The organism is Stenotrophomonas panacihumi, assembly GCF_001431645.1.
In the GTDB taxonomy this organism is placed as follows: Bacteria; Pseudomonadota; Gammaproteobacteria; order Xanthomonadales; family Xanthomonadaceae; genus Stenotrophomonas_A; species Stenotrophomonas_A panacihumi.
Genome location: NZ_LLXU01000064.1, coordinates 1 through 26,211, shown reverse-complemented (window position 1 = coordinate 26,211; position 26,211 = coordinate 1). Strand labels below are relative to the sequence as shown.

Annotated in this window: 27 protein-coding genes and 1 tRNA gene; 15 read left to right on the top strand and 13 right to left on the bottom strand. The window is 67.1% G+C overall.

Annotated elements, in window-relative coordinates; all coding sequences use genetic code 11:
* The first annotated feature begins 7 nt into the window (after window positions 1-7).
* Entirely contained in the window at window positions 8-238 is a 231-nt protein-coding gene (locus ARC20_RS06700) for a DUF1653 domain-containing protein (RefSeq protein ID WP_057646001.1), read from the top strand.
* 124 nt (window positions 239-362) lie between these two features.
* On the opposite strand, the gene ARC20_RS06695 is transcribed toward ARC20_RS06700, so the two are convergent.
* Window positions 363-3,170 (bottom strand): TonB-dependent receptor, encoded by a 2,808-nt coding sequence (locus ARC20_RS06695; protein ID WP_081418074.1) that lies wholly within the window; start codon window positions 3,168-3,170, stop codon window positions 363-365.
* A 158-nt stretch (window positions 3,171-3,328) separates the two neighbouring features.
* Here ARC20_RS06695 and ARC20_RS06690 point away from each other — a divergent pair, with 158 nt between their 5' ends.
* Entirely contained in the window at window positions 3,329-4,108 is a 780-nt protein-coding gene (locus tag ARC20_RS06690; RefSeq protein WP_057645999.1) for a DeoR/GlpR family DNA-binding transcription regulator, read from the top strand.
* Between the two features lie 9 nt (window positions 4,109-4,117).
* Here ARC20_RS06690 and ARC20_RS06685 read toward each other — a convergent pair whose 3' ends face one another.
* A complete protein-coding gene (locus ARC20_RS06685) occupies window positions 4,118-5,260 on the bottom strand; it encodes an amidohydrolase family protein (RefSeq protein WP_081418073.1) in 1,143 nt (380 codons plus the stop codon).
* A gap of 121 nt (window positions 5,261-5,381) precedes the next feature.
* On the opposite strand from ARC20_RS06685, the gene ARC20_RS06680 reads away from it, so the two are divergent.
* From ARC20_RS06680 to ARC20_RS06660, 5 genes are read left to right on the top strand one after another with little or no spacing between them, the layout of a single operon-like run.
* Window positions 5,382-7,466, top strand: a complete 2,085-nt coding sequence (locus ARC20_RS06680; RefSeq protein ID WP_057645998.1) for a glycoside hydrolase family 36 protein — start codon at window positions 5,382-5,384, stop codon at window positions 7,464-7,466.
* A complete protein-coding gene (locus ARC20_RS06675) occupies window positions 7,463-8,371 on the top strand; it encodes an EamA family transporter (protein ID WP_057645997.1) in 909 nt (302 codons plus the stop codon). Before ARC20_RS06680 ends, ARC20_RS06675 begins: the two co-directional genes overlap by 4 nt.
* 10 nt (window positions 8,372-8,381) lie before the next feature.
* Complete coding sequence (locus ARC20_RS06670; protein WP_057645996.1) at window positions 8,382-9,680, top strand: D-tagatose-bisphosphate aldolase, class II, non-catalytic subunit; 1,299 nt, start codon at window positions 8,382-8,384, stop codon at window positions 9,678-9,680.
* Window positions 9,667-10,821: an SIS domain-containing protein gene (locus ARC20_RS06665; RefSeq protein ID WP_057645995.1), complete on the top strand. Its 1,155-nt coding sequence runs from the start codon at window positions 9,667-9,669 to the stop codon at window positions 10,819-10,821. The genes ARC20_RS06670 and ARC20_RS06665 overlap by 14 nt, the downstream gene beginning before the upstream one ends.
* Window positions 10,818-11,780, top strand: a complete 963-nt coding sequence (locus ARC20_RS06660; RefSeq protein WP_057645994.1) for an N-acetylglucosamine kinase — start codon at window positions 10,818-10,820, stop codon at window positions 11,778-11,780. Before ARC20_RS06665 ends, ARC20_RS06660 begins: the two co-directional genes overlap by 4 nt.
* Before the next feature lie 20 nt (window positions 11,781-11,800).
* Here the strand turns inward: ARC20_RS06660 and ARC20_RS06655 are convergent, their stop codons facing one another.
* Entirely contained in the window at window positions 11,801-12,562 is a 762-nt protein-coding gene (locus tag ARC20_RS06655) for an alpha/beta fold hydrolase (RefSeq protein ID WP_057645993.1), read from the bottom strand.
* 131 nt (window positions 12,563-12,693) lie between these two features.
* Window positions 12,694-13,137, bottom strand: coding sequence for a MarR family winged helix-turn-helix transcriptional regulator (locus tag ARC20_RS06650; protein WP_237642523.1), 444 nt, complete (start codon window positions 13,135-13,137; stop codon window positions 12,694-12,696).
* 111 nt (window positions 13,138-13,248) lie between these two features.
* Between ARC20_RS06650 and ARC20_RS06645 the strand changes: the two genes are divergently transcribed.
* From ARC20_RS06645 to ARC20_RS06630, 4 genes are all read left to right on the top strand, one after another.
* Window positions 13,249-14,736 carry an FAD-dependent oxidoreductase gene (locus tag ARC20_RS06645; RefSeq protein WP_237642522.1) on the top strand — a complete coding sequence of 496 codons (1,488 nt, stop codon included), beginning with the start codon at window positions 13,249-13,251 and terminating at the stop codon, window positions 14,734-14,736.
* 32 nt (window positions 14,737-14,768) lie between these two features.
* Window positions 14,769-15,005 (top strand): type II toxin-antitoxin system RelE/ParE family toxin, encoded by a 237-nt coding sequence (locus ARC20_RS06640; protein ID WP_057646003.1) that lies wholly within the window; start codon window positions 14,769-14,771, stop codon window positions 15,003-15,005.
* A gap of 52 nt (window positions 15,006-15,057) precedes the next feature.
* The gene (locus ARC20_RS06635) at window positions 15,058-15,357 is read left to right on the top strand and encodes a HigA family addiction module antitoxin (RefSeq protein ID WP_057645991.1); all 300 of its coding nucleotides are present in this window, start codon (window positions 15,058-15,060) and stop codon (window positions 15,355-15,357) included.
* Window positions 15,358-15,500: 143 nt separating this feature from the next.
* Window positions 15,501-15,908: an ExbD/TolR family protein gene (locus ARC20_RS06630; RefSeq protein ID WP_057645990.1), complete on the top strand. Its 408-nt coding sequence runs from the start codon at window positions 15,501-15,503 to the stop codon at window positions 15,906-15,908.
* Between the two features lie 49 nt (window positions 15,909-15,957).
* Here the strand turns inward: ARC20_RS06630 and ARC20_RS06625 are convergent, their stop codons facing one another.
* Window positions 15,958-16,587 carry a dihydrofolate reductase family protein gene (locus tag ARC20_RS06625; protein ID WP_057645989.1) on the bottom strand — a complete coding sequence of 210 codons (630 nt, stop codon included), beginning with the start codon at window positions 16,585-16,587 and terminating at the stop codon, window positions 15,958-15,960.
* Between the two features lie 121 nt (window positions 16,588-16,708).
* On the opposite strand from ARC20_RS06625, the gene ARC20_RS06620 reads away from it, so the two are divergent.
* Entirely contained in the window at window positions 16,709-18,085 is a 1,377-nt protein-coding gene (locus ARC20_RS06620; RefSeq protein WP_057645988.1) for a hypothetical protein, read from the top strand.
* Window positions 18,086-18,097: 12 nt separating this feature from the next.
* Here the strand turns inward: ARC20_RS06620 and ARC20_RS06615 are convergent, their stop codons facing one another.
* From ARC20_RS06615 to ARC20_RS06600, 4 genes are all read right to left on the bottom strand, one after another.
* Window positions 18,098-18,481, bottom strand: coding sequence for a YbjQ family protein (locus ARC20_RS06615; RefSeq protein ID WP_057645987.1), 384 nt, complete (start codon window positions 18,479-18,481; stop codon window positions 18,098-18,100).
* Between the two features lie 122 nt (window positions 18,482-18,603).
* Window positions 18,604-19,305: a DUF4097 family beta strand repeat-containing protein gene (locus tag ARC20_RS06610; RefSeq protein WP_057645986.1), complete on the bottom strand. Its 702-nt coding sequence runs from the start codon at window positions 19,303-19,305 to the stop codon at window positions 18,604-18,606.
* Between the two features lie 148 nt (window positions 19,306-19,453).
* The gene (locus ARC20_RS06605) at window positions 19,454-20,416 is read right to left on the bottom strand and encodes a retroviral-like aspartic protease family protein (RefSeq protein WP_202595433.1); all 963 of its coding nucleotides are present in this window, start codon (window positions 20,414-20,416) and stop codon (window positions 19,454-19,456) included.
* A gap of 135 nt (window positions 20,417-20,551) precedes the next feature.
* Window positions 20,552-20,881, bottom strand: coding sequence for a hypothetical protein (locus ARC20_RS06600; protein WP_057645985.1), 330 nt, complete (start codon window positions 20,879-20,881; stop codon window positions 20,552-20,554).
* A 110-nt stretch (window positions 20,882-20,991) separates the two neighbouring features.
* Between ARC20_RS06600 and ARC20_RS06595 the strand changes: the two genes are divergently transcribed.
* Together ARC20_RS06595 and ARC20_RS06590 are read left to right on the top strand one after the other, a co-directional pair.
* Window positions 20,992-21,591: an RNA polymerase sigma factor gene (locus tag ARC20_RS06595; protein WP_057645984.1), complete on the top strand. Its 600-nt coding sequence runs from the start codon at window positions 20,992-20,994 to the stop codon at window positions 21,589-21,591.
* Window positions 21,588-22,022 carry a hypothetical protein gene (locus ARC20_RS06590; RefSeq protein WP_057645983.1) on the top strand — a complete coding sequence of 145 codons (435 nt, stop codon included), beginning with the start codon at window positions 21,588-21,590 and terminating at the stop codon, window positions 22,020-22,022. Before ARC20_RS06595 ends, ARC20_RS06590 begins: the two co-directional genes overlap by 4 nt.
* Window positions 22,023-22,075: 53 nt before the next feature.
* Here ARC20_RS06590 and ARC20_RS18750 read toward each other — a convergent pair whose 3' ends face one another.
* From ARC20_RS18750 to dtd, 4 genes are all read right to left on the bottom strand, one after another.
* Window positions 22,076-22,285 carry a hypothetical protein gene (locus tag ARC20_RS18750; protein ID WP_237642521.1) on the bottom strand — a complete coding sequence of 70 codons (210 nt, stop codon included), beginning with the start codon at window positions 22,283-22,285 and terminating at the stop codon, window positions 22,076-22,078.
* A gap of 367 nt (window positions 22,286-22,652) precedes the next feature.
* Window positions 22,653-22,728: transfer RNA gene (locus tag ARC20_RS06585), tRNA-Ile, on the bottom strand.
* 141 nt (window positions 22,729-22,869) lie between these two features.
* The gene (gene rpoD / locus ARC20_RS06580) at window positions 22,870-24,738 is read right to left on the bottom strand and encodes an RNA polymerase sigma factor RpoD (RefSeq protein WP_057645982.1); all 1,869 of its coding nucleotides are present in this window, start codon (window positions 24,736-24,738) and stop codon (window positions 22,870-22,872) included.
* Window positions 24,739-24,866: 128 nt separating this feature from the next.
* Window positions 24,867-25,307, bottom strand: a complete 441-nt coding sequence (gene dtd, locus ARC20_RS06575; protein ID WP_057645981.1) for a D-aminoacyl-tRNA deacylase — start codon at window positions 25,305-25,307, stop codon at window positions 24,867-24,869.
* A 113-nt stretch (window positions 25,308-25,420) separates the two neighbouring features.
* On the opposite strand from dtd, the gene ARC20_RS06570 reads away from it, so the two are divergent.
* Window positions 25,421-26,211, top strand: a 791-nt coding sequence (locus tag ARC20_RS06570; RefSeq protein ID WP_057645980.1) for a lauroyl acyltransferase, incomplete at its 3' end; no start/stop codon positions are given.

The following is a 26,211-nucleotide window of genomic DNA, read 5'->3' as shown; positions in this document are numbered from 1 at the left end:
AACCGCCATGTCCACGTTGACGCCGCTCCCCGAATTGCCCCTTGGCCGTTATCGCCATTACAAGGGCGGCGAATATGAAGTGATCGCCGTGGCCCGGTGCAGCGAGACGCTCGAACCGCGCGTGGTGTACCGGGCGCTGTATGGCGAAGGCGGGCTCTGGGTGCGCCCGCATGCGATGTTCGTGGAGGATGTCGAGGTCGGCGGCGTGCGGCAGCCGCGCTTCGCGCACGTCGGCTGAACCCCCTGCTCGCCCGGCCGCGCGCGACTCGAAGCAGGCGACTGAAAAAAATGCCGCCGCGCCTGGGAGGGCCGCGGCGGCACCCGGCGCCGGCCCGGGTCAGGGGCCGGTCCGGCAGCCGGCCTCAGAACTTCAGCGCCATGCTCAGCTTGAAGGATCGGCCGTAGCGGTAATACCCCTGGGAAAGCAGCGGATTGCCGTTGATGCTGTAGGTCTGTTCGTCGTCCAGCAGGTTGTCACCTTCCAGCGTCAGGCTGAGGTGGTCGTTCACCGTATAGGCGAGGTGCGCGGTGAGCCAGGTCAGCTTGTCGGCCTGTTCGTTGTAGCCCTGGCCGAGCACGTTGGTGGCAGTGACGAAGCCATCGGTATGGTCGGCCTGCACGCCGGCCGACCAGGCGCCCTTCTCGTACATCAGCCCCAGCGAGTAGACCGACGGCGCGATGCCTTCCAGCGGACGCTCCTCGCCGTCGACGAAACTCTTGGACCAGTTGCGGGTGTACTGCGCACGGAAGCCCAGGCCGTTGTTCCAGAAGTGCTGCAGGCCTGCCTCGATGCCGTGCACCTTGGCGTAGTCGCCGTTGATCGGGCGCATCACGTTGAACAGGTAGCCGGGCACGCCGATGTCCTGCTGCGGCTCCCAACTGGTGGTGATCTGGTTCTCGATGCGCTTGTAGAAGGTGGCGAGGTTGAAGATCGAGTTCTCGCTGAAGTACCACTCCAGCGAGATGTCGCCCTGCTTGGCCGAGTAGGGCTTCAGGTCCACGTTGCCGCCGTAGATCTGGGTGAACTCGCCCCAGGCCACGCTGGCGGTGGTGTTGGTGGGCGCGAGCTGCTCCACCGAGGGACGCGCCATGGTCTTGGCGGCCCCCAGGCGCAGCTGCAGGTCGTCGGTGAAATGCCACACGAAATTGGCCGACGGCAGGAAGAAGCTGTAGCTGGCGTCCTGCAGGATCGGGGTCGGGTCACCGTACTCGACGCTGTAGTTGAACGCGCCCAGCTCGGTAATGCTTTCGATCTGCGCATCCCATGCCTGCGCGCGGGTCTTGGTGGTGCCGAAGCGCACGCCGATGTTGCCGTCCCAGCGCTCGCCGGACATGTCCGCCTGCACGAAGACCGCGGTGGTCTTCTCGCGCACGCGGTAGCTTTCCAGCGGGTTCCATTCCGGCGCGGCGTTGGCGTAGTCGTACACGCCGCCATCGGGGCTGGGCTGGCCGTCGTAGGCCTGCAGCGCCTTGATGTACGCCGGCACGTCGAAGCCGAGGAAGTTGCGCGGGAAGCTGGCGTTGACGTCGCTCATGAAGCCCGAAGGCGACAGCGTGCGGTCGATGATGTCGCCGTCGAGGTCGGACACGTTGATGCGGTTGTCGCCGGAGTAGTAGTTCTCGCCGCCGTTGAAGGCGTTGTTGACCAGGTCGCGCGACTTGCGGCGGTCGGTCAGGCTGACGCCGAACTTCACGTGGTCAACGTGGAAGTCGCCGACGAACAAGTCGCCGCTCAGCGTGCCGCCGTTGATCTCGTCCTTGATGTTGTCGCCGGACAGGCCGAAGTAGTGGGTGTCGAAATCGCTCTCGCCGAATTCGCCGTTCTTCAGGCCGTCGATCCAGTCGCGGCCGTCGTCGAACTGGATGGCCACGTTGGGCACCGCGGCGCGGGTCAGGTCGATGTGCGCGGTGTTGGGCTGGTTCATGCGCAGGACGACGTAAGTGTCCAGGCCGCCGGAATAGCGCTTGGAGGTCGAGCGATAGACGTCGCCGGTGATGGCGAAGCTGTCGCTGACCTGCCAGCGGGCGTTGGCCCCGAACAGGTCCGTATCCACGACACGGTACTCGGTCTGGTTCAGCAGTTCCGGGTTCAGGCGCTGCTCCGGATCCGGGTTGTCCATGTCGAAGCTGGTGACGATGCCGTTGGTCACCTGGATGTTCGACCAGCGGCCGGGCGAGAACAGCGGGTAGTACGACTGCTGGTAGCTGACCTGCGGCGAGTCGAGCTTGGTCTTGAGGCCGTCCACGGTCAGGCGGAAGCTGTCGCTGGGACGCCACTCGAACTTGCCGGTATAAGCGTGGCGTTTCTTGTCCTCGATGATCGAGCCGACGCGGAACTGGCCCGGGGCGATCAGGCCGTATTCGTCCGGATCCAGCTCGCCGTTGCCGTTGAGGTCGATGTTGCCACCCCAGGCATTGCCGCCCCAGGTCGGGTCGTTCGGGTCGGGGTTGCGGGTCCAGCCGCCGTCGTTGCCGGCCACGTCGGTGCGGTCGCGGCGGTCTGCGTAGACGGCACCGAGCAGGATGCCGACGGTGTCGTCGGCGAAGGTGTTGCTGTAGACGCCGGAGTACTTGGTGCCGTTGTAGTCCGAGAGCGTGTTGCGGTCGCCCTCGATGCGCAGCACCGCGTGCTGGCCCTTGTCGTCGAACGGGCTGGCCGAGCGCAGGTTCACCAGGCCACCAATGGCGCCTTCGGTGTTCTGTGCCTCGGCACCTTTGATGACGTCGGCGCCACTGATCACGTCGGACGGCAGTACGTCGAAGGCGAAGTCGCGGCCGGGGCCGTCGGTGGCCAGGATGCGGCCGTTGAAAGTGGTCAGGGTGTATTCCGGGCCCAAGCCGCGCACGCTGACTTTCTGCCCTTCACCGCCGGCGGTACGCGAGATCGCCACGCCCGTGATGTGGCTGAGCGAGTCGGCGACGTTGTCGTCCGGGAACTTGCCCAGCTCCAGTGCGGAGATCGAGTCCTGCACGGTGGCGGCATCACGCTTGAGCTCCACCGCCCGCGCCAGACTGGCGCGCACACCGGTGACGGTCACGGTGTCCAGGGTGGTCGCGTCCTGGCCGGCAGCTGGGTCTGCGGCAGGCGCCTGGGCCACGGTCTCGCCGGTGGACTGGGCGAAGCTGCCGAACGGCATCAGCAGGGCCAGGGCGATGCCTCGACAGAGCATCGTTCGATGTAGCGGTGCACTCTTCACGGTCCCTCCTCCCAAGACAGGTGATAGCTTGCTGGCTATGAAACGAAACCGAGCCTATCCGATGTTTCGTTTTGTAGCAATAGCGAAATTTAACGAAATGACGCATACTCGCGACCGACCAGGAGGGACCCATGTCCGTCACCCGTGACACCAGCTCAAGACGCCTGCAGATCAGCGAACTGGTCCGCCAGCACGGCAGCGTGCAGGTGGCGGCGCTGGCCAGTCGTTTCGGGGTGAGCATGCAGACCGTGCGCAAGGACCTGCGCTACCTCGCCGAGCGCGGGGTGATGGCGCGGGCCTACGGGGGGGCGATCGACAGCCATGCCGTCGGCGGCGCGGTGACCGAGCCGCCCTACGAGGCCAAGCGCACCGTCCACCTGGATGAAAAGCGTCGCATTGGCCAGCTGGCCGCGACCCTGGTCAAGCCAGGCGACACCATCGCCATCGATTCGGGCACCACCGCCATGCAGCTCGCCGAAGCGCTGCCGAACATCGAGGTCACCGTGGTGACCAACGATTTCGGCGTGCTGACCGTGCTCAGCCCCAAGCACAACATCCGCATCGTGATGCTGGGCGGCGAACTGCGCCGCAAGAACATGGCCTTCTATGGCGGCCTCACCGTGGAAGCGCTGGACGATTTGCACGTGGACCGCCTGTTCCTGGGCGTGGACGGCTTCGACCTGGAGCGCGGCATCACCACGCACTACGAGCCGGAAGCCATGCTCAACCGCAAGATGGTGGAGGCCGCGCGCGTGGTCATCGCCATTACCGACAGCTCCAAGTTCGGCAAGATCTGCCTGCACCGGATCATTCCACTGGGCGAGCTGGACGTGCTGATCACCGACAGCGACGCCCCCGCCGAGATCCGCCAGGCCAGCGAACAGCTCGGCTTCGAGCTGCGGCTGGCCTGACGCCCCCGCTCAGCGCCTGGGCGCGGTGAATTCGCGCACGGCGTTGGCGTAGTAGATCTTGTCGATCACCGCGCGCGGCAGGGCCAGGCCCGGCACGTCGGCCTTTACCGTATCCACGTGCTGGGTCTCGCCGGTCGCCAGGTACTGCCAGTCCGAGCGCCAGACCGCGTCCGCGCTGCGCTTGAATTCAGCCGCATCGCCGCCCGGCTCGTAGGTCAGGTCGGTGCCGTACATCAGCCGGTCCTGGTAGCGGATGAAGAAGTCGCGCACCTTCGCGTAATCGCGCACCGACTGGTACTGCACCTGGCCCATGCGCGCAGCCAGGTCCACCGAGGCATTGGGGAAGCGGTCAAGGAAAGCGGCCAGGCGGTCCACGTCGTATTCCAGGCTGGCCATGTGCGCGCCGACGAAACGCAGCTTTGGATGCGCGGCCACGAAGCGGTCGCGCGCGGCCATCTGATCGTCGTAGCTCGGCTGATCGGGATGCAGGTACATGTGGTACTGCGGATGATGGCCGAAATACTCGCGATCGTTCTCGGTCGTCATCTGCGACAGCGGCAGCCAGCAGTTGTGCGGCTCGCCCTGGTGGCCGATCAGCGCCACGTCCAGCCCGCGCACGTACTCGGCGACCGGCGACAGCGCCGGGTTGTCGAGCATGACCAGATGTCCCTGGGCGTCCTTCTCGACCATGCCGACGTTCTTCCAGATCTTCACCGCGGTGGCGCCACGGCCGACGTCATCGCGCAGGCCGGACTCGACCTGCTTCTCCCAGCCGGGCTGGCCGAAGCCGTGCATCGAGAACGTGGCCGCCCAGTGGATGCGGGCCGGGTCGGCGGCATGCTCCATCAACGCGACTTCGCGCTGTTTCGCCAGCGGCGGGAAATCCGGGTAGTCGACGTTGATGGTCATCAACTCGAAGCCGTCCTCGCGCGCGATCTCCAGGAACGCGGGATCGGCCACGTTGTAGTGCACGTGGGCGTCGTACTTGCGCACGCGGGCGAAGTCCGCCATCGCGTACGTCGCCCCGCCTGCCTTCGGCTGCGTCGCGGCGGTCGCCGGGGCCGGGGGCGCGGCCGCCAACGCCGTGCATGCCAGCGCCGCGCAAAGGCCCGCCGCGAGCACGGCGGGGCGGAAATCGGTCGGTTGCCGCATCGTCATCTCCTGCACTTGGTAATGTAACGAAACTTATCTACAACATATCGCAACAAAAGTGTTGCATCCAGTGGGCCGCGTGCACCAGAATCGATCCACCGTCGCACCAGGAAAGGTCAGCATGCCCCCGATCGGACGCCGTACCGTTCTCAAGCTCGTCAGTGGCGCCATGGCCGGCGCGAGCCTGCCGTGGCCGGCGCTGGCCCGCGCCAGCGCCGCGACCGCGCCGGCCAGCACGCCCGCCCGGGTCGGCGATTCGCAGCTCGGCCTGGTGTTCGACGAAGCCATGCGCACCCAGGTCAGCGCGTTCGGCCAGCCGATCACCGGCTTCGACAGCAGCGAGACCCTGCTGCTCGCCGACGGCCCGCTCGACACCTTCGTCCATCGTGACCAGCGCAGCGAACGACTGCGCGGCGACCGCCATGGCGCCGGCAAGCGCACCGTGGTGCGCGGCCTGGCCGCCAATGGCATCGAGAAGCAGGTCAGCGCCACCGTGTACGAGCGTTACCCGGGCCTGGTGCTGTTGCAGGTTGCCTATCGCAACGGCGGCCACGCGCCGGTGGAAGTCACCGGCTGGCGCAATGGCGCGCATGTCGTCCAGCCGCATGAGGGCGGCTTCTGGAGCTTCTCCGGCGCGACCCACGAGGATCGCCGCGACTGGGTGCGTCCGCTGGATGCGGCGTTCGAGCAGCGCAACACCCTGGCCATGGAGGCGTCCGACTACGGCGGCGGCACACCGGTCGCCAACGTGTGGCGCCGCGACGTCGGCCTGGCCGTCGGCCATGTCGAAACCGTGCCGCGCCTGCTCGACATGCCGGTGCGTGCGACCGACGAAGGCGCGGCGATCGGCATCGAGTCGGTGCAGCCGCTGACCCTGGCGCCCGGCGCCACGCTGCTGACCGACCGCACGTTCGTGTGCGTGCATCGCGGGGATTTCTACCCCGCCCTCACCCACTACCGCCGCTTCATGCAGGACCAGGGCATCAGCGGTCCACGCGCGCCGGAGTCGGCCTTCGCGCCGGTGTGGTGCGCGTGGGGCTATGACCGCGAATTCACCACCGAACAGGTCATCGCCACGCTGCCGAAGGTGCGCGAGATGGGCTTCGAGTGGGCGGTGCTCGACGACGGCTGGCAGACCAACGAAGGCGACTGGAAGCTGGACCCGCGCAAGTTCCCGCGTGGCGATGCCGACATGCGCGCCTTCGTGCAGGCGGTGAAGGCGCAGGGCCTGCGCCCCAGGTTGTGGATCGCGCCGCTGGCCTGCGACCCGGGCAGCGACGTGCTGCATGACCATCCGGACATGCTGCTGCTGGACAAGGAAGGTTCGGTGCAGAAGGTCAGCTGGTGGAACGCGTTCACCCAGTGCCCGGCCTATACGCCGACCATCGATTTCTATGTCGCGCTCACCCGCAAGGCGATCGGTGACTGGGGCTTCGAGGGCCTCAAGCTGGACGGCCAGCATCTCAATGCGGTGGCGCCCTGCTACAACCCGCTGCACAAGCACGACAAGCCGACCGACTCGTTCGAGAAGCTCGCCGACTTCTGGAACGCGATCCACCGCGCCGCGCGCGAGGAAAACCCGCAGGCCGTGGTGGAGCTGTGCCCGTGCGGCACCGCCTTCGCTTTCCACAACCTGCCGGCCACGGACCAGTATCCGGCGTCCGACCCGACCTCCTCCTGGCAGGTGCGCCACAAGGGCAAGTCGGTGAAGGCGCTGTTCGGGCACACCAGCAGCTATGCCGGCGACCACGTCGAACTGAGCGACGGCGGCGACGACTTCGCTTCCAGTGTCGGCGTCGGCGCGGTGATCTCGACCAAGTTCACCTGGCCGCGCGACACCGACCACCCGACCGAGCCGCTGCCCCCGGGTGGCTTCGTGCTGACGGCGGAGAAGGAGAAGCTGTGGCGGCAGTGGCTGGAGATCTACCAGGCCCACATGCTGCCCAAGGGCGAATACCGCGGCGAACTCTATGACATCGGCTTCGACAAGCCGGAGGCGCACGCCATCGCGAAGGACAAGGCGATGTACTACACCTTCTATGCCACCGACTGGGACGGCCCCGTGCAGCTGCGCGGACTGGGCAGCGGCCGCTACGTGGTGCGCGACCTGTTCAACGGCACCGAGCTGGGCCATGTGGATGCAGGCAACAACGTGCTGCCCGCGAAGTTCAAGCGCTTCCTGATGCTGCAGGCGGTGCCGGCATGAGCACCATGCAAAGGGACGGGCGCCGGCTGTGGCTGTTCTACGCGCTGGCCGTGGTGGCGCTGTGGGGGGTGTGGGGCACGCTGTCGGGGTTGTCGGCCGCGCATGGTTTCCCCGACACCCTGGTGTATTGCGTGTGGGCGTTGACGATGATTCCGCCGGCGCTGTTCGTCCTGTGGCGTGGCGGCTGGCAGCTGGACCGCACGCCGCGCGCGGTGATCTACGGGCTGTTGATCGGCCTGCTCGGCGCCGGCGGGCAGATGCTGCTGTTCCGCACGCTGACGCTCGGGCCGGCTTATTACGTCTTCCCGATCATCTCGCTGTCGCCGGTGATCACCATCGTGCTGTCGTTCCTGTTGCTGCGCGAGCGCACCGGCAGGCTCGGCGCGCTTGGCATCGTGCTGGCGCTGGTGTCCTTGCCGCTGCTGGACCTGTCGTTCGGCAGTGGCGCGCAGGGAATGGGCTGGTTCGCGCTGTCGCTGCTGATCATGCTGGCCTGGGGCCTGCAGGCCTACTTCATGAAACTGGCCAACGACTCGGTCAACGCCGACAGCATCTTCTTCTACATGACGGTCGGCGCGCTGGTACTGATGCCGGTGGCGTGGGCGATGACCGACTGGTCCCAGCCGGTCAACACGGGCCTCGACGGGCCGTGGATGACCGCGGCGATCCAGATCCTCAACGCGATCGGCGCGTTGGCGCTGGTCTATGCCTTCCGCTACGGCAAGGCGATCGTGGTCGCGCCGCTGACCAATGCGGGCGCGCCGCTGGTGACCGCCGCGCTGTCGCTGTTGTTTGCCGGCGTCGTGCCCGGCCCGCTGAAGATCGTCGGCCTGCTGCTGGCGCTGGTCGCCTCGCTGCTGCTGGTGCTGGAGCCGGAACGGCCCGCCCCTTCCCCCACTGCCTGACGGACATCCCATGCAAGCTCTTCTGGATCTCGTCGCGCGTCACCGCCAGGGCCAGGCCCGTGGCGTGACGTCGATCTGCTCGGCACACCCGCTGGTCATCGAGGCCAGCCTGCGCCATGCCCTCGCCCACGACGTGCAGCCGGTGCTGTTCGAAGCCACCTGCAACCAGGTCAACCAGGATGGCGGCTATACCGGCATGACGCCGGCGGATTTCGTCGCCTTCGTGCACGGCATCGCCGCGCGCGTGGGGGTGGCGCCCTCGCGCATCGCGCTGGGCGGCGATCACCTCGGCCCCAATCCGTGGACCGCGCTTGCCGCCGAGGCGGCGATGGACAAGGCCGAAGTGATGGTGGCCGCCTACGTGGCTGCGGGCTTCCGCAAGATCCACCTGGATTGCTCGATGGCCTGCGCGGGCGATCCCGAGCCGCTGCCCGAGGCGGAAATCGTGCGCCGCGCGGTGCGCCTGTGCAGCGCCGCCGAGCGCGCATGGGCGCAGGCCGGGGGCGAGGCGCCGGTGTACGTGATCGGCACCGAAGTGCCGGTGCCGGGTGGCGCGCACGAAACCATCGAAGGCCTGGCCGTCACCACGCCGGAGGCCGCGCTCGCGACCATCCAGGCGCATCGCATCGCGTTCGAGGCCGCGGGGCTTGGCCAGGCATGGCAGCGCGTCATCGCCTCGGTGGTGCAGCCGGGCGTGGAGTTCGACCACCACCACGTGGTCGACTACGACGCAGCCAAGGCGCAAGCGCTCAGCACCGCCATCACGACCGTGCCGCGGCTGGTGTTCGAGGCGCACTCCACCGACTACCAGACCCGCGACGCCCTGGCCGCGCTGGTGCGCGATCACTTCGCCATCCTCAAGGTCGGCCCCGGCCTCACCTTCGCGCTGCGCGAGGCGCTGTGGGCGCTGGATGCGATCGAAGCGGAATGGATCGCGCCGGAACGGCGCGCGCGCCTGCGCGAAGTGGTGCTCGAACGCATGCAGGCGCAGCCCCAGCACTGGCGCAAGTACTACCACGGCGATGCGCGCGGCCTGCACATCGACCTGCAATACAGCCTCAGCGACCGCATCCGCTATTACTGGCCGGATCCGGCCATCGAGCAGGCACGCCAACGCCTGTTCGACAACCTGCGCGCGGATCCGCCGCCGCTGCCGTTGATCGGCCAATACCTTCCCCACGCACTGCATGCCCTGCGCAATGGCCGTTGCGATGCCGACCCGGCATCGCTGGCGATGGCCCATATCGATGCGGTCCTCGACGACTACCACCATGCGACCCACCCAAGCGATACCGATGAACAGCACTGAATTCCTGGGCCTTTCCGAAGACGCGCTCGCGGCCCGCGGCGCGCTGGCCACCGCGCGCGAGATCGCGCAACAGCCCCGCATGCTCCAGCGCACGCATGCCCTGGTGGCCGGGCTGCACGCGCGGATCACGGCCTTCGTCGAACCCATCGCCCGCGACCCGCGCGCGCGGGTGATCCTGACCGGCGCCGGCACTTCGGCGTATATCGGCCAGTGCCTGGCCGCGCTGCTCGACCGCCAGCTGGCGGCGCGCGTGGACGCGGTGGCCACCACCGACCTGGTCAGCAGCCCGCACCTGTACCTCGATCCCGAGCAGCCGTTGCTGCTGGTGTCGTTCGGACGCTCCGGCAACAGCCCGGAAAGCCTGGCCGCCGTGCAGCTGGCCGAGGCGCGCGTGCGCGAGGTTCGCCACCTGGTCGTGACCTGCAACGCGGATGGGGCGCTCAACCGTACCGGCGCGCGCCAAGCCCTGACCGTGCTGCTGCCCGAGGAGACCCATGACGAGAGTTTCGCCATGACCTCCAGTTTCACCTGCATGATGTACGCCACGCTGCAGGCACTGAGCCCGGCGGGCATGCTGGACGCCCGCATCGGTCCGCTCGCGGCGGCGACGGAGACGGCCATCGCGCGGCAGCTGTCGCCGCTGCAGGCGCTCGCCGGGCTGGGCTGCGACCGCGTGGTCTATCTGGGCAGCGGCCTGCTGCAGGGCCTGGCGCGGGAGGCCACGCTCAAGCTGGGCGAACTGACCAACGGCGCGGTGGCGACATGTTTCGACAGCCCGCTCGGGTTCCGCCACGGGCCCAAGACTTTCGTGACGCCGAAGACGCTCGTGCTCGTGTTCGTATCCAACGACCCCCTGACCCGCCAGTACGACCTCGACCTGCTCGACGAACTGCGCCGCGACGGCGTGGCCGCGCGGGTCGTGGAGATCACCGCGCAGCCGCGCGATGGCCATGACGCCCTCGTCGTCGAGGGGCTGGCCCAGGCGCCGGACGTGGACCTGCTGTTCCCGTATGCGGCGATCGCGCAGATCTTCGCCTTCCAGGCATCGCTGGCCACCGGCATCACGCCGGACAACCCCAACAAGGCCGGCACGGTGAACCGCGTCGTGCAGGGCGTGCGCATCCACGCGCTGGCTTCATGAGCGGCGAGCGCTTCTACCTGGGCGTCGACGGCGGCGGCACCAAGACCCGGTTCGCGCTGATCGATGGCACGGGAAGGGTCCGGGCGAACGCGCAGCTGGGCACGACGTACCACCCGGAGGTGGGCTTGGCGGGTGTGCGCGCGACGTTGGCCCAGGGCGTGGCGTCGGTATTGGCGCAAGCCGGGGCCGACGCCTCCGCGATCGACTTCGCGTTCTTCGGCATTCCCGCGCATGGCGAGGACAGCGCGGTGACGCCGGTGGTCGAGGCGATGCCGACGGCGATCCTGGGCCACGATCGCCATGCCTGCGACAACGACATGGTGTGCGGCTGGGCGGGCTCGCTGGGCTGCATGGATGGGATCAACATCGTCGCGGGCACCGGCTCGATCGGCTACGGGCAGCGGCGCGGTATTGGCGCGCGCTCCGGCGGCTGGGGCGAGACCTTCTCCGACGAAGGCTCGGCGTACTGGATCGCGGTGCAGGGCCTGAATGCCTACTCGCGGATGAGCGACGGACGGCTGCCGGTCGGCCCGCTGCATGCGCTGATCAACGACGCGCTGGAAGTGGACATCGACCTGGATGTCTGCGCGCGCATCTACGGCGAGCAGGCGCGCACCCGCGGCGAAGTGGCGCAGCTGTCGGTGGTGGTGGCACAGGCGGCGCAGGCGGGCGACGTGGCGGCGCGGGAGATCTTCGTGCGTGCCGGACGCGAACTGGCCCAGATCGCCGACGCGATCCGCCAGCGCCTCGGCTTCGAGGCGGACGAAACGGTGCCGCTGTCGTACTCCGGGGGCGCCTTCGCTTCCGGCGCGCTGCTGCTGGCTCCCTTTGAACAGGCGCTCAAGGCGGCCCATCCGGGGTTCGCGCTGCGCGCTCCGCGGTTCGAGCCGCACTACGGCGCGGCGTTGTATGCCGCCAAGCTGGCGGGCGCGGATGTCGCGGGCATGACGGCGGCATAGCGGGGCGCCGCCCGCCCGGCTCAAGCGGGCAACGGCGCTCCCAGGCTGCGGCAACAGGCGCGCACGGCGGCGGCGAAGGCCGGGGCATCTTCCAGCATCATCATGTGGCCCATGTCAGGCAGTTCGACGAAGCTGGCGGCCATGGCGATCGCCCAGTCCGGCACGTCCCAGCCTTCGCGCGTGCGCTCGCCCGCCAGCAGGTGCACCGGCACGTCGTGCATGAGGTCGTGCAGGCGCTGCAGGTAGGCCGGCTGGCCGGTGATCTCCACCACGCTGCGCGCCATCGCGCGGATCGTCGAGGCGGGCTGGTCGTCGAGCAGGCGCATCGCCAGGTCGGCCATGCGTTCGGCGCCGGCCACGCCGCTGCCGGCCAGCCAGCCGACCGGGTCCTGGCGGATGTCGAGCAGCATGTCGTCGGCGGCCTGCGGGGTCATCTGCGCCACGCGCGAGGACCAGAACGCGTCGCGCAGGGTGAAGTTGCCTTCCACGCTGACCAGGTGGGCCACGCGCGCGGGATGCCGCAATGCGTACAAGGCTGCGACCACGCCGCCCACCGAGTGACCCACCAGCACCACCGGGCGATGGCCGAACGCGGCGGTGATGCACGCATGCAGGTGTTCGGCCTGCCGCTCCAGGTGTACGTCGTGGATATCGACACCGGCATGTGGCCCATAACCGAGCAGCGGCGGCGCGAGCGTATCGGCCGGGAAATGGCGCAGCACTTCGTCGTGCTGCAGCGTGCCGATCAAGCCGTGGACGAGAACGAACGGGACATCGCTCATGGGTTCCCCTGGGTGGTGGCGCGTGGCGGTGGTGGTGTGCCGGTGCGGTGCCCCAGGGGGTGCCCGCCGGGCGGCGGGCAGAGGGCGTGGCGATCGTACAGCGGTTGCGGCGTGAGTGCAGCAGGACGCGCTCAGGGCGCCGCGGCCTCGCGTTGTTCCAGCGCCTCGGCGAAGCGGCACATCAACCGCACCAGGTCGTCGCGATCCTGCGGAGACCAGGATGCGAACAACTCGCGCGCCATGGCCTCGCGCGCGGTGTCCAGGCGGTCGGTCATGGCCTTGCCCTTGGGTGCGATCAACGCCTCGCGCACGCGGCGGTCTTCCGTGTTGCCCCGGCGCGTCACCAACTCCATGGCTTCCAGCTTGGCGACCTGGCGGCTGATGGTCGTGTAGTCGCGGCCGAGGCGATCGGCCAGCTCCACCACGCCGATCGGGCCAAGCCGTTCGATCACCACCAGCAGCCGGAACAGCGCCTGGTCGATGCGGATGCCGGCTGCTTCGATCAGCCGTTCGTCGTTGCGCGGTCGGTTCATCACGCTGCCAATGGCGATGAGCGCGCCGTGGAGCGATCTCATCTGGGCAGAGATATGTGTATCTTGCACACTCTTTTTCATCGGCGTAGGGTGCGTTCCAATTGGGTGCATATTACACACAACTGGAGTAGCGCGATGAAAATCGAAACTGATGTGCTGATCTGCGGCGCCGGCGCGGCCGGCCTGACGCTGGCGATCGAACTGGCCCGCCGCGGGGTGGCGTTCCAGCTGGTGGAGAAGCTGGCACAGCCGTTCCATGGCTCGCGTGGCAAGGGCATCCAGCCGCGCAGCCAGGAGATCTTCGAGGACCTGGGCATCGTCGACCGGCTGTTCGCGGTCGGTGGGCTGTACCCGGTATCTCGCAGCCATCATGCGGACGGCCGCTGCACGGATGCAGCGATGGTGGAAGCACGCGCGCCCACGCCGGCAGAGCCGTATGGCCAGCCGCTGATGGTGCCGCAGTTCCTCACCGAGGCGGTGATGCGCGAGCGGCTGGCCGAACTCGGACATGGCGTGTCGTTCGGGCACGAGCTGCTTGCATTCGGGCAGGATGTCGAGGGCGTGACGGCGAGGATCGCCACGCCAGGCGGCGAGGCGCAGGTGCGGGCGCGCTACCTGATCGGGGCTGATGGCGGACGCAGCTTCGTGCGGCAATCGCTGGGCATCGACTTCCCCGGCAAAACCCTGGGCGTGCGCGCGGTGGTCGCCGATGTGGTGCTGACGGGACTTGACCGCGATGCATGGCACCAGTTCAACGAGACATCGAATACCACGCGCCTGTCGCTGTGCCCACTGATGGGCACGGATTTGTTCCAGGTGCAGGCGCCGGTGCCGCTCGAAGGAGAGATCGATCTTTCGGCTGACGGGCTTGCATCGATGGTGCGCGAGCGCAGCGGACACGAGGACATCCGCGTGCATTCGGTATCGTGGGCCTCGGCTTACCAGATGAATGCCCGGCTTGCCGATCGCTATCGCGAAGGCCGCGTGTTCCTCGTCGGGGATGCGGCACATACCCATCCGCCCACTGGCGGACAGGGGCTCAACACGAGCATGCAGGATGCGTACAACCTCGGCTGGAAGCTGGCGGCGGTGACCGGTGGCGCACCGACATCGTTGCTGGATACCTACGAGGAAGAGCGCCGGCCGATCGCAGCGTCGATGCTCGGGCTTTCGACGCGCCTGCTGGACAACGCCAAGCGTGGCGACAACCGCCGCGGGCGCGATGTGCAGCAGCTCGACCTGGGATATCGCGGCTCGTCCCTTTGCCTGGAAACCGAAGACCGCGAAGGCCGCATCATGGCCGGCGACCGCGCACCGGACGCACGCCTGCGGGGGGCGGGCGGACAGGTACGCCGCCTGTTCGACCTCTTGAAGGGTACGCACTGGACCTTGATCGGGTACCACGCCGATCGCGCGACCGCTCCGGCATGCGCGGGACTGCACGTGCATGTGATCGGGCCCGACGCGGAGCTGCGGGACGTGGACGGGGATTTCGTCTCGGCCTACGGGCTAGTGGCAGGCGAGTGGGTGCTGGCAAGGCCCGATGGCTATGTGGCGGCCGTGGTGGCGCAGGCGGAGATAGGCTCGCTGGAGCAGTATGCCGGACGCCTCTGCCAGAGAGGATATTGGCGTTCCGCTTGACGTATTACGCGCCGCGTAATACGCTGCCGAGCATGGCCATCCAGTCCTTCAGGTGCCGGGATACCCAGGCCCTGTTCGAGGGCGAAACGCCGCGCGTCTTCCGCGCTTTCGTCACCGTGGCTACGCGAAAACTGCAAATGCTGGATTCGGCGGCAAGCGTGGACTTCCTGCGCTCGCCGCCGGGAAATCGCCTTGAAGCCCTGCGCGGAAGTCGCAGCGGCCAGTACAGCATCCGCATCAACGACCAGTTCCGCCTCTGCTTCCGATGAACCGATGCAGGCCCCACCGACGTCGAGATCGTCGATTACCACTGAGGTTCCCATGAGCCGCCCCACCAACCGCATGCGTCCGATCCACCCGGGAGAAGTCCTGCGAGAGGAGTACTTGTCCCCGCTTGGCATGACCCCCAACGCGCTGGCCAACGCATTGCGCGTGCCGGCTACGCGCGTCCATGCCATCGTCAACGAGCAGCGCGCGATCACCGCCGATACCGCGCAGCGGCTTGCCGTGTATTTCGGTGGCGACGCGGCCAGCTGGCTGGCGCTGCAGGCGGCGTATGAGTTGAAGACGCTGCCGAGCCTGGCGGAGATCGCCCGGGATGTACGGCCACGCGCGGCCTGAGTGATCGACGGGCTAACCGCTGACGTGGCCACGGCCACGGAGGGCAACCATGGCTGAACCGACCCGGCGGCCACCCCTGCCACGCCTTCGCGACCCGGCGTAGCTTCGAACCGGGGCACGCCGCCCCGTCACGGAGCAGACGCATGGCTTTCAGTGCCGCAGGTCGTTCCACCCCGTTGGCCGATATCAACGTCACCCCGCTCGTCGACGTGATGCTCGTGCTGTTGATCATCTTCATCGTGACCGCACCGATCGTCGCCCGGCCGATCACCGTCGACCTGCCGCAACGGGTGCCGGCGGATGCCAATCGATTGCCCCCGCCCGAGCCCGTCCAGCTGCGCATCGATGCCGCCAACCAGTTGAGCTGGGACGGCGAGCCGGTCGCGCCGGCCGAGCTTTCCTCGCGATTGGCGGACGTGGCGCGGTTGTCGCAGGGTCCGCAGCCGGAACTGCGGATCAGCGCCGACCCGGCTTCGGAGTACCAGGTCACCGCGCAGGTGCTGGCCGCGGCAAAGAACACACGGATGGAGCGCATCGCGTTCGTGCGTTGAGCGGCAACGGCCTCCGGTGCCCCATGGCCCGGGGGCCGCCCTCGCGCTTTCAATCGGGCCGCCAGCCCACCGTGCCCACGTCCACCTCGCCCGCCTTGAGATAGCGATTCAGCAGCACGCCCTTCGCAGTGCACACCGTGTCCGCCAGCGTGAACGCGACAGCCGGCGCATCATCGCCAAACAGCCGCCGGCCGCGCCCGAGCACGAGCGGGAAGACCTGCAGCCGGAGTTCGTCCACCAGCCCGGCCGCGACGAGCTGGCGCACCATCTCGCCGCTGCCGAACGTGAGCAGATAACCCCCGGCCTCCTGCTTGAGCGCGCGCACCGCGTCGACCAGCGAGCCGCGCAGCGCCACGCTGCCGTCCCATGGCAACGCGGCTGGCCGGTGCGTGGCGACATGCTTGGGCACGGCGTTGAAACGCTCGGCCAGCGCGTGGCTGGGCGCGTCGGCCGGCACGTGCGGCCAGTAGGACGCGAAGATGTCGTAGGTGCGGCGGCCCAGCAGCAGCTCGAACGGCTGGGACAACAGGTCCTGCAGGTTTTCGCCGATGAGCGGATCCTGATAAGGCGCCACCCAGCCCCCGAGGCGGAAGTCGCCGCTGCGGTCTTCGTCGGGACCGCCGGGGCCCTGGATGACACCGTCCAGGCTGATGAAGAGCGAGGCGACCAGTCTGCGCATGGGGGGCTCCGGGTTTCGGCATGGGTTGCAATGGCGACGAGCGGGCGTGGCCAGGATCGACACCCGCCCTGCCCTGCCGATGAAACCGGCTAGACTCGGGCCACTGGACGGGGATTTCAGGATGAACCAGATCGAGAACGTCGGCGGCGCTGGCGCCGCACCGGGCGCGCCGCCTCTCGGCCGCCGCATTGCCTTCGAGCGCCTGCGCGAACGCAGCGACGAGCTGGAGCTGTTGATCTCCGGCCTGTTCGCCTTCGCGCTGCTCACACTGCCGACGCGCCTGCTCGAAGGCTGGGTAGGCAACGAGATCCATGCCGATGGCGTGCTTTGGTACGCGATGCAGTTCGGCTGCATGCTCGCCATCGGCCTGAGCTACGCGCTGGGCATCGCCTTCGTGATCCACCTGGCCATCCGTGGCTACTGGGTGGGGCTGGTGGGATTGAAGGCCGGCTTCCCGGGTGGCATCCAGTGGGACCGCCTGCCCTCGCTGGGCCCGGTCTCGCGCACGTTCTACCGGATGATGGTCGGGGACCTGGGCGAGGTGATCGACCGGGTGGACCGCACCGCGTCCGTGCTATTCGTCAGCGCGGTGATGGTGGCCGTCGGCATCCTGTGGACCGGCCTGTTCGGCGTGGTGCTGGTCATCCCTTCGCTGCTGATCAGCCTGCTGTTCCACAACCGCGAGCTGGCGACGATCGTCAGCTTTGCCGTCCTCAACGGGCTGGTGATCGTGCTCACGATGGCGCTCGCCGTGCTGGACAAGCTCGTCGCACGACGCGAAGCGCAGGGCCGTAGCGCACCGGCGCTGCAACGCGCCACCCTGGCCATGCTGCGCGTGCTCACGCCGCTGCTGCCGCTGCGGCTGATCGCGCCGGTGCAGCTCACCCTGCAGAGCAACCTGGGCCGTCGCGGATACACCGTGGTCTATTACCTGGTGCCGATGGTGGCCCTGGTGCTGGGCGCCGCGCATATCGTCGGGTCGTTCGGCTTCTCGCTGCTCAACCGCTACGAGGTGATCACCAGCGAGGCGGTGGACCATGGCATGGCCAGCGCGCACTACGAATCACTGCGGGGCGCGGACGATGCGGTGCTGCGCTACCCGATGATTCCTTCCGACCGGATCGAAGCCCGCCAACTGCGGCTGTTCATCCCCAACCGCGTGCGGCTGGACAACCCGCTTGCGCGCGAGGCATGCCCCAGGCTGGACGATGGCCGCAACACGGCCCAGGGCGCCGCCGCCGCGAAGCTGGCGACGCAATGCATGGCGTCGATCTGGACGGTGACGCTGGACGGGGTACCCGTCCGCGTCGATGGCTTCCTGCCGGCGGAGCGCCGCGACCTGGGCATGCGCGGGATGATGGGGTACATCGACCTGCGCGACAGGGCGCCGGGCCGGCACGACCTGCGGCTGGTATGGAATGCGAAGAGCGAGGAAACCGGGCCGCAGCGGCCGCGGGAGTACCTGATTCCGTTCTGGTACGACCCCGACGGCACCTGAGGCGCCGACGCCTCAGGGATTGTGCGGCTCGACCACCACCGCCGTGCCGTAGCACAGCACTTCGGTGAGGCCGGCCATCAGTTCGGTGGCGTCGTAGCGCACCGCGATGATGGCGTTGGCGCCGAGCACGCGCGCGTGCTGCACCATGTCCTTGTAGGTTTCCTGGCGCGCCTGCTCGCACAGCTCGGTGTAGATGGTGATGTTGCCGCCGAGGATCGTCTGCAGCCCGCCGAAGAAGTTGCCGATGATCGAGCGCGAGCGCACGGTGATGCCGCGCACGAGCCCGATGTTGCGGGTGACGCGGTAGCCGGGGAGTTCGAAGGCGGTGGTCACCATGGCGTCCGTCAGCGGCGTGGCGACGGGACGCAGGGGCGTGGAGTTGTACGGGTCGGTCATGGGTCTTCCTTGGCGGGTGCGGGCGACGGGCAACGCGGAAGGCGATGCCCGTCGATCTTATGCGGCCGCGACCAGGGAAGCGATGGAGGACGAAAGCCGCGCTGCGAGGCGGCCTACGCGATTTACTTCGGCGGCGTCGCCGAGGAGAACGGGATCGGCGTGGCGCCGGTGATCCTGCCCGTCTTGGCGGAGCTGTGGACGTAGAGCTGCACGGGCAGTTCGAAGTCCAGGTCGCCGTCGACCACGGCATTCGGGCCGATGACGATGCGCGGCGGGTGGTCGAGGTGGCTGAAGGTGGGCTTCTTGAGGTAGATGCGGCCCTTCACGTGCGAACCGACGCCGACGGTGAGGTCGCTGGTGGCGAAGGTGATGCCGCCATCCAGCTCGGTCTGCACCAGGCCGATCGAGCCGCTCACCGAGGCGATGTCGCCGGTGATGTGGGTGCCGCGGTCGGCGAAGATGTCGCCGCTGACGGCCGCGATATCGCCGCTCACCTGCGCGCCGCTGCCGAGCTTGATGTTGCCGCTGACGCTTTTGACGTTGCCCAGTTTGGCGTTGTCGGCCGCCTTGATGTTGCCGCTGGTGTTGGCGACATCGCCGACGGTGGCCCCCGCATCGATCGTGATGTCGCCGCTGACGGTGTGCACGCCCCTGGCCTGGACGTTGCCGGCGACGTGGACGTCGCCGCTCACGGAAGACAGCGAGCCGTATTGCTGGCCGGCCTGGGTCTGGATGTCGTCGGAGATCTTGCTCAGGCTTTGCTGGGCGAGGGCCGGGGTGGTGGCCACCAGGGCCAGCCAGAGGATGGAGCGGGACAGGCGCATGACGTTGACTCCTTTCGGCATGGAATCCGGCCCTGGGTGCCCGGCCGGTGCATGGGTACATGGCATCACGGCAACGCGGGAGCGACACCTGCCTGAAGTCACTGTGCCGAGTTGGCGGATGCCCGTTTGTTGGACGGAAGCAGCGGGCTCATTGGCCCCGGCCGCACACCGCGACCACTTTGGATCGTTGGTCGATCAGGATGACTGCGTCCTGCAACGCGTGGGCACCGACCAGGATCTCGGGATACTTTTCCGAGACCTTGGCCTCCAGGTTCGAGAGCGAGAGCGTTCCGATCTGGACCGGGCCCTTGATGGTCGCACGCTGTAGGTCGATATGACCGTTGGTGAGCTGGGCACGTCCCCCTGATTCCGCAGGCCCCGATTCGACAGCAGCGTAGAGCGCTTGCGGAAGGACGATGCTGACATTGGCGCCGGTATCCAGGTTGCCCAGCGCGTGGACTGCGCCGATGGAGATCGGCACCCTGAAGGCACGCTCGTAGCGCAGGGAATCCGGATCCTTGGGCGAGAGCGTCATCGTTCGGCTGAATGACAGCATGCGGTTCGGATAGTCGATGACCAGCACGCCATCCGAGAAGAACTCGCGGACCAGCAGCCCGTGGAACTTGGCCTCCTCCGGGGCACGGCTGGCGTAATCGCGTGTGATCGCTTCGACGTCGCTTCGCACCAGTCCGCCCAACTGCACGGAAGCCAAGCGCGTGGTTTCCACGTCGGCGTGCTGCACGCCATCGGAGACGCTCGCCTGCCCCACCACCTGCAGGCCCAGCGTATCGACCAGGCGGGTATCGGCCCGCGCCATGCCGCCTGCACCGGTATCCACTGCGAAACGGAACGGTCCCATTCCATTGACCCGGGCATCGACGTAGATGCGGCCGTCCACTACCTGGAAGGGCACGTGGACGATCGTGTCCTCGCCTTGCAGGCGGGTGGGTGCGCAGGCGGATAGCTGCGCTGGTTCGTTCGACGGTGCCGCGCTGCCGGTGGGCGCGATCGCGCATGCGAAGAGGCTCAGTAGTGCGCGTAGCGTCCAGCGGCGCGATGGGGCATGACGATCAATGGATTGACGCATGGGAACATCCTTGAATTCAGGCATGGCGCAGCCGCCAGAAGCTGCTGCTTCTGTGTCGTCTGGACACGGGGCTTCTTGGGGGAGCGAGATCGGGGCCGCCTATGAGAGAGGGTCCGAACTCGAGGAAGCGCGACTAGACGCGCTTCAAGTGAGCGAATATCAGCGCTCGATCTTTCGCTCGATCAGGTAGAAAGCCAGGTTGCCGAGGCCAGTGGCCGCCAGCAGGATCGCCACGACGCCCGGCGTAAGGGTCTGGACGTCGAGGAATTCCACCAGGCCAAAGCCCAGGCTCAGGATGACCATGACGGTGCCCCACTGCAGGGACGCATGGCGGCGGCGCACGGTCTCGCCTTCCAGCAGTGCCCGTACCAGCTCCTCGGAACCCCTGGATTCGATGATCTTCCTTCGCGCATAGGCATCGACCACTGCCTTGAGCGAATAGGCGATGCAGATGAAGAGCGTGATGGGGATCAGGATGTCGTAGTGCATGGGGCCGGTTCCGGGCGGGAGGGTTCTGATTATTGAGATACGGGCAAGGCGCCAGCGGTTGCAAAAGGGTTGGTTGCAACCAAAATCGCGCCGACCGTATCTTCTTCTGAATGCCCGACCCGCCCTTGAATCCTGCTGAGCTGCATTCGGATGACCAGGCGTTGGTCAGGGCGGTACTGGATCGCGTGCCCGGCGCCTTTGAACGGCTGGTTCGCCAGTACCAGCGCCTGTGCTGGCATGTCATCGACCGCATGGTCCGCCAGCCGGACGACACCCAGGAGCTGTGCCAGGAGGTGTTCCTGCGGGTCCACCAGACGCTGCATCAGTATCGTGGCGATAGCCTGCTGAAGTCTTGGATCGCACAGGTGGCGTACTCTGTCGCCAAGCGTCATCTGGAACGCAAACGCATTCCTATCGTGGAGCCTGATGCGTTCGGGGCGCTTCCGTTGCCGGCAGAGCAGGTCAGTGACGGGCACGACCTGGAAGCCGCGACGGCGGACGAGGAGATCGCCCGTCACCTGCATGATGCAATGGATCGGCTGCCGCCTTTGCAGCGAACGTTGTTGACGCTCTATCACCTGGAAGAGCTTTCCATCGGCGAAGTCGCCAAGGTGACGGGGCTGCCGGAAGGCACGATCAAGAGCCATCTGTTTCGCAGCCGCAAACTGCTTCGCGGCATACTGGAATCACGTATCGGAGTTCCGTCATGAACCATGGCAACGACCTTCCCGATGAGCAGGATGAATGGTTGGCGCAGGAGCGGGGGATGCTTGCTGCGCGCGGAAGCGGCTCGATAACGTCTGACGCTATGGCCGAGCGTTATCGGGTGCTTTGCGAAGTCCTGGCGAGTGCGCCTGTTGCGGAGCCGCCGGCGGATTTCGCGGCGGCGGTGAGCGCGCGGATTGCGCGTCGTGACGCAGCGGTGGAACGTGTGATGACCAAGGTGTTGCTCTGTGCGCTGGTCGTATCAATTATTGCCGTTGCGGGGCTGTATGGCGGTCAGGTGCTGGAAGTGTTTCGCGCAAGATTGTCAGCGGACAGCATGACGGCACTTTTCCTGGCGCTCGGCTGCGTGGCGATTACTTGGGCCATACGTTTCGGCAGCGAGATTGTGCGGGATGGTGGGCAGGCGAGCGCTTAGGAGAGGGCTCGTAAAGCGAGAGTGTGACTGCCTCCGGCCCTTCCGAGCCATCGTTAGTCCAACACAGGCAGCCGATACTTGGATACTACCGCGTCATTTCGCACCAGCGCGTAGAAGTACGGATCGCCGCCACTGCAAGACACCAGGCGCAATTCATCCGTCGGTCGCCGCATCGCGAGCATCTCTAACCAGCCTGAATCCTTCTCTAGATCCGGATAGAGATTCCACTTCTTTCCGATCTCCACAGCCTCGCTCGGACTCATCGGAACTGATGTTCTGCAATTGCTAAGCCCCAAGCGTTCGGCGACTGATCTTGCCTCCATTTTCACGGGCCCCGGTGATGTACACCCTGCCGACAGAGCGGCCATAGTCCCCGCAAGCGGGAGCCACAACGCGCAGCTCCGTCCGCAAGATTTCAGGCACTTAATGAACTTGATCAGAAGCGCCATTAGATGGAGGTTGACGGGTAGCCGGGAGAGAAAGCAGTGAGGTTACCGCCGAAGCTACCGCCAAAGAAGTCCGGATACGGCGGCGAACTCGGCCTTCAGCGACAAGCAGACGCGAATAAGGCTGAAATCCCCGTACTGCTAGACGCTCTTGGACCTTATAAGACTGCATAGGATGTTCAATTGGTGGGCCCACCAGGATTCGAACCTGGAACCAAGGGATTATGAGTCCCCTGCTCTAACCGTTGAGCTATAGGCCCGCATCACGCAGCGGCATTGCACCGCAGCCTGCCAAGTTTAGCGTTCCGCCCGGCCCTTAGGCAGCCGCACGGCACGCAAAAAAGAAGCCCCGCTTTCGCGGGGCTCCCAATCTCTACAACCCGGCTTTCAAGCCACCCGGATCAATCAATATCCAGGAAGCTCCGCAGCTGCTCCGAACGGCTCGGGTGGCGCAGCTTGCGCAGCGCCTTCGCCTCGATCTGGCGGATGCGCTCGCGGGTCACGTCGAACTGCTTGCCCACTTCTTCCAGGGTGTGGTCGGTGTTCATGTCGATGCCGAAGCGCATGCGCAGCACCTTCGCTTCCCTCGGCGTCAACCCGGCCAGCACGTCACGCACCGTCTCGGACAGGTTGATGTTGGTGGTGTTGTCGATCGGGGACTCCACGTTGGTGTCCTCGATGAAATCGCCCAGGTGCGAGTCCTCGTCGTCGCCGATCGGGGTCTCCATGGAGATCGGCTCCTTGGCGATCTTCATCACCTTGCGGATCTTGTCCTCGGGCATGTCCATTTCCTTGGCCAGCTCCTCCGGCGTGGCCTCGCGGCCGAACTGCTGGAGCATCTGGCGGGAAATGCGGTTCAACTTGTTGATCGTCTCGATCATGTGCACCGGGATACGGATGGTGCGCGCCTGGTCGGCGATCGAACGGGTGATCGCCTGGCGGATCCACCACGTTGCATACGTCGAGAACTTGTAGCCGCGGCGGTATTCGAACTTGTCCACCGCCTTCATCAGGCCGATGTTGCCCTCCTGGATCAGGTCCAGGAACTGCAGGCCGCGGTTGGTGTACTTCTTGGCGATGGAGATCACCAGGCGCAGGTTCGCCTCGACCATCTCCTTCTTCGCCTTGCGCGCCTTGGCTTCGCCATAGGCCATCGCGCGGCTGATTTCCTTGATCTCGGCCAGGGTCAGGTGGTTCGCCTTCTCCAGGTCGATGGTGGCCTGCTGCTCGGCGATGATCTGGTCCTTGACGTCACGCAGGGCCGAAGACCACTTCTGCTTGCGCTTGAGCGCGTCTTCCACCCACTCCAGGTTGGTCTGGTTGCCTTCCCAGGAACGGATGAAGTCCTTGCGCGGCATCTTGGCGACGTTGGTCGACAGGTGCAGCACGCGGCGCTCGTGGTCCTTGATGTGGTTCTGGACTTCGCGCAGCTGCCGCACCAGCACGTCGGTCAGCGGCAGCGGCAGCTTCAGGGTCACGAAGATCGCGGCGATGTCCTCGCGCGCCTTGGTCACCAGCTTGTGCTCGGCGCCGTGCTTGGCATACGCCTTCTTGAACTTGGCCAGTTCGTTGGCCAGGTTCTCCATGCGCGTGGCGACTTCGACCGGGTCCGGGCCGACCGGGCCGGTGTCCTCGTCGGCACCCTCCACGTCGTCCTCGTCCTCGTCGTCTTCCGAACCCTCGGCATCGGCGTCGCCGCCGTTGGCTTCCAGTTCGGCGGCGGCCGCGTCGGCCTCCTCGATCAGGTCGTTGAAGCCGACGATCACCTCGGCCAGGCGCTTCTTGCCTTCCTTGTGCAGTTCGTAGTCGGAGAGCAGCAGCTCAACCGACGCCGGGAACGTGCCCAGGGCGGCCTGGACCTGGCCCAGGCCTTCCTCGATGCGCTTGGCGATGGCGATTTCGCCCTCGCGGGTCAGCAGCTCGACCGTGCCCATCTCGCGCATGTACATGCGCACCGGGTCGGTGGTGCGGCCACCTTCGGTATCCAGGGCGGTCAGGGCGGCGGCGGCTTCCTCGGCGGCGGTGTCGTCCACCTCGCGGTTGCCGGTGTTGCCGTCGTTGAGCAGGAGGGTTTCGGCATCCGGCGCCACTTCATGGACGTCGATGCCCATGCCGTTGATCATGCCGATGATGTCTTCGATCTGCTCCGGGTCGACGAGGTCGTCCGGGAGATGATCGTTGACCTCGGCGTACGTCAGGTAGCCCTGTTCCAGGCCCTTGCTGATCAGTTGCTTGATGTCGGATTGCTGGGCAGGACGTTCGTTGGCCATGAGTGCTCGCGCCACCGGCTGGGAAGGAATGAGAGAGAACCTAGCATTATACCAGCGACTGCCCCCGTCTGCCGGATGAGGCGGGGAGAGGCCGGGCCAGGGCAGACCGCGCGACTTCGCTGTCGGCGTCAGGGCCTGAGCAGGAAAGTGACCGGGCCGTCATTGACCAGGCTGACCACCATATGGGCCCCGAAGCGGCCCGTTTCCACCCTCGTAACGTGTTTTTCGCGACAAATCGCCACCAGATGGTTGAACCCGCGTTCAGCCTCCGCCGGCGGGGCGGCCGTGGTGAAGCTGGGCCGCATGCCCGAGGCGGTATCCGCGGCCAGGGTGAACTGGCTGACCAGCAGCAGGCCGCCGGCGGTGTCGGTAAGGGAGCGGTTCATGCGGCCGGCGTCGTCGGCGAACACCCGGTAGCCGAGCAGGCGCTCGGCCATGCGGCGGATCATCGCGTCCGTGTCGCCCGGCTCCATGCCGACCAGGGCCAGCAGCCCCGGGCCAATCCGTCCGACCACCTCGCCTTCCACCTCGACCTGGGCCTGGGTGACACGCTGGATCAGGGCGAGCATGGCGTTCTTCAAGGGGAAGGGGGAGGCAGCATGGTTTACGCGAGGGCGCATTGTCACCCGCGCGCGGCGGCGCCTGCAGGACCACCCCGCCCCGCCCGTTTAGAATTCCCCGGATGAATGCCGATCTCCGAGCCGGATGGCTGTACCGGACCGCCGCGCTGCTGGGGCGCCTGCCCTGGCCGTGCCTGAAAGCGCTGGCTGACGCCATCGCCTGGCTGTGGCTGCGCCTGGACGCCCGCGAAAGCCGGGTCGTGCGACGCAACCTCGAACTCGCCTACCCCGAGCTCAGCGCGGCCGAGCGTGCAGCACTGCACCCACGCGTGCTGCGCTCCACCGCCCGGCAGACCTTCGAAATGCTGCGCACCTGGACCCGCCCGCCGGCCGAAAACCTCGCCCGCCTGCGCGAACGCCACGGCCAGGATCTCTACGACGCGGCGCTGGCCTCCGGGCGCGGCGTCATCGTGGCCGCGCCGCACTTCGGCAACTGGGAGCTGCTCAACCAGTGGCTGGCCGAGCGCGGGCAGATCGCCATCGTCTACCGCCCGCCGGACTCCCCGGTCGTCGACGGTTTCCTGCAGCGCGCCCGCGGCAAGGAGAACGTGCGCCAGGTCCGCGCCGAAGGGCCGGCCGTGCGCCAGCTGTTCAAGGTGCTCAAGGACGGCGGCGCCGTTGGCATCCTCCCCGACCAGCAACCGAAGATGGGCGATGGCGTGTTCGCCCCGTTCTTCGGCGTGCAGGCCCTGACCATGACCCTGGTCAACCGGCTGGCCGAACGCACCGGCGCCATCGTGCTGTACGGCTGGGTGGAGCGGCTCAGCGACGACCTCGACTTCGCCCTGCACGTCGAACCGGCCGGGCCGGCGCTGGCCGACGCCGCCCCGGTCACCGCCGCTACCGCGCTCAA